Raw genomic sequence first — 2185 nt, forward strand, 5'->3', positions numbered from 1 at the left:
GGCGCCGTGCTGTCCATGAGCCACGGCCTGGCCTACGGCGTGCGCCACACCAGCGCCACCATCGCCGGCCTGCAGCTCGGGCTGTCGGTGATCCTGCTGATCGCCGGGGTGGGTGTGGGCGCGCTGCTGCTGGCCTCGGCCACCGCGTTCACCGTGGTCAAGGTGCTGGGCGCGGGTTACCTGATCTGGCTGGGCGTGAAGCAGTGGCGTTCGCCGGTGCATGCGGCCCATGCCCACACGCAGGCCGCAGACGAAGTGGCCGGCCTGAAGCCCGGGCTGCCCACGGTGCGCCAGAGGGTGCTGACCGGTTTCATGACCAACGTGACCAACCCCAAGGGCATCGTGTTCATGGTGGCGGTGCTGCCGCAGTTCATCGACCCGCTGCGCCCGTTGTGGCTGCAGTTGCTGATCCTGCTGGTGACCACGATTTCGGTCGATCTGATGGTGATGCACGGCTACGCCTTCCTGGCCTCGCGCGCGCAGCGCTGGCTGGCGACCGCCAAGGCGCGCCGCGCGCAGAACCGCGTGTTCGGCGGCGTGCTGGTGGCCATGGGCGCGAGCCTGCTGCTGGTGAAACGGGCTGCGGGCTGAAACCCGGCCCGCTACCATTGCCGCCCATGAGTGAATCAACCTTGAACACAACCGAGAGGCCCGCCGGCGTGCAGCGCGTCACCGACGCGCTGGCCGCGCTTGGCCACCCGCACGCGCCCGTGATGCTGAGCGATGCTGCGCGCACCGCGCAGCAGGCGGCCGATGCCCTGGGCGTGGCGCTGGGCCAGATCGCCAAGAGCATCATCTTCCGCCGCAAGACGGACGACGTGGCCGTGCTCGTCATCACCTCGGGCGACCTGCGCGTGGACGAGAAGAAGGTGCAGGCCATCGTTTGCGCCGAGGGTGGCAAGCTCGGCCGCGCCGACGCCGACTTCGTGAAAGACAAGACCGGCTTTTCCATCGGCGGGGTCTCGCCGCTGGCGCACGCCACGCCGCCCGTGACGCTGATCGATGACCAGCTGTTCCGCTTCGACGTGATCTGGGCGGCGGCGGGCCATCCGCACGGGGTGTTCCGCCTCACGCCCCACGACCTGCAACACCTCACCGGCGCGCCCGTGCACGACGTGACCGTGCCCGCCACGCCCTGACCCCCATGTTCCTCAAGAAACTGTTTGCCCGCACCCCGGCGCCCGTGCCCCGGGTGCTGCCCCTGATCAACCTCGAGGACGCGCGCGCGCGCCACGTGGACCCCGAGGTGCCGTCGCCCTGCATCTCGGTGTGCCAGATGAACCCCGCCACCGACCTGTGCAGCGGCTGCTACCGCACGGTGGACGAGATCGCGGCCTGGAGCGGGCTGGGCGATCCGGAGCGGCTCGTCGTGTGGGAACGCATCGAGGCGCGGCAGCAGCCCCAGGTGTGAACCGGCGCTGAATCGAAAGGCCCCCAATGTCCGCGACCGACATCGACCCCGCGCCCCCGTCCGGCACCCTGCACGAGCTGACCTTTTTCTACGACCCGATTTCGCCCTACGCGCACCTGGCCTTCGAGGCGCTGCCGAAGGCGCTCATGGGCCTGAGCGTGCACGTGCGCTACCGGCCTGTGCTCTTCGCCGCGCTGCTCAAGGCCCACGGGCAGCTCGGCCCGGCCGAGATCCCGGGCAAGCGCGAATGGACCTACCGGCAGGTGGGCTGGCTGGCGCAACAGCAGGGGGTGCGGCTCGACCTGCCCGCAGCGCACCCGTTCAACCCGCTCGCGCTGCTGCGCCTGGGGCTGTGCACCGCCACCGACGACGCGCCCGGCGACACCAACCGTTACGTCACCGGGCTGCTGTTCCAGCACGTGTGGCACGGCGGGCTGGACGCCACCGACCCCGCGCGCCTGGCCGCGCTGCAGGCCCGGCTGCAGGACCACATGGCCGAGCGGAAAAAACCCTGGCACGCGCCCGACAGCGACACGGTGAAACAGCGGCTGCGCGACAACACCGAGGCCGCGCTCGCCGCCGGTGTGTTCGGGGTGCCCTCGATGGTGGCGAAGGGCCGCGTGTTCTGGGGGCAGGACGCCCTGCCCATGCTGCGCGCCTGTCTGGACGGCGACGCCTGGTTCCAGTCCGGCGCCTGGGTGGCGGCGGCCCAGCTGCCCGCCGGGGTGCGCCGAGGTTGATACCTGCGGTTTTCTTGATCCGGCGCATGGCGCT

Annotated in this window: 4 protein-coding genes; all 4 read left to right on the forward strand. The window is 70.8% G+C overall.

Annotation, left to right across the window (positions count from 1 at the left end):
• Positions 1–591, forward strand: a 591-nt coding sequence (locus IV088_RS12145) for a LysE family transporter (RefSeq protein WP_291102186.1), incomplete at its 5' end; no start/stop codon positions are given.
• 41 nt (positions 592–632) lie between these two features.
• Positions 633–1139: a YbaK/EbsC family protein gene (locus tag IV088_RS12150; protein ID WP_291102188.1), complete on the forward strand. Its 507-nt coding sequence runs from the start codon at positions 633–635 to the stop codon at positions 1137–1139.
• A 5-nt stretch (positions 1140–1144) separates the two neighbouring features.
• Positions 1145–1411 (forward strand): DUF1289 domain-containing protein, encoded by a 267-nt coding sequence (locus IV088_RS12155; RefSeq protein WP_291102190.1) that lies wholly within the window; start codon positions 1145–1147, stop codon positions 1409–1411.
• 68 nt (positions 1412–1479) lie between these two features.
• Positions 1480–2151, forward strand: coding sequence for a 2-hydroxychromene-2-carboxylate isomerase (locus IV088_RS12160; protein WP_291102193.1), 672 nt, complete (start codon positions 1480–1482; stop codon positions 2149–2151).
• Positions 2152–2185 lie beyond the last annotated feature (34 nt).

The organism is Hydrogenophaga sp., assembly GCF_018780075.1.
In the GTDB taxonomy this organism is placed as follows: Bacteria; Pseudomonadota; Gammaproteobacteria; order Burkholderiales; family Burkholderiaceae_C; genus Hydrogenophaga.